1 pseudogene is annotated in these 445 nt (G+C 28.1%); it reads right to left on the reverse strand.

The features are described 5' to 3' along the window. A pseudogene (locus IDG65_RS14260) lies at window positions 1–445 on the reverse strand (bacteriocin-associated integral membrane family protein); the annotation flags it as partial.

Here is a 445-nt window from a genome sequence, read left to right on the forward strand (position 1 = left end):
GTGATTATCTTTAAGCAACTGTTTAAGTGTATCTAAATCTTTAAATAGATATCCACCTTGAGAAACAGCAGCTAAATAAAAATCTCCTGTTAAATCGTCAAGTGTCAACAACATTACTATTGGAGAATCTAGATACCCAAATTTCAAATTAGTTGTGCGATCAAAAGAAAAAACAGATACGTTTTTTGACAGTACTTGCACATCTACTTTTTTGTTTTGTTGCTTTTGAAAGTCAATCCATCCTTGGTGATTTTTTTGAATTTCAGATTTTTGATATTGTAACCTTGGAGGAATAAACACGTTTATTTTATCCGAATGATTGTCAATCATTTTAAAATCATGATTTATATTTTTATAGAAATTCAGAAAATTGTTATTGATAAAAAAGACATTGCCATTTTCAGGAATGTAATTGTTTTTATCGGGATTGGCTATATTATTATTC

It is taken from the genome of Staphylococcus sp. EG-SA-17, from assembly GCF_017151845.1.
GTDB classification, from domain to species: Bacteria; Bacillota; Bacilli; order Staphylococcales; family Staphylococcaceae; genus Staphylococcus; species Staphylococcus aureus.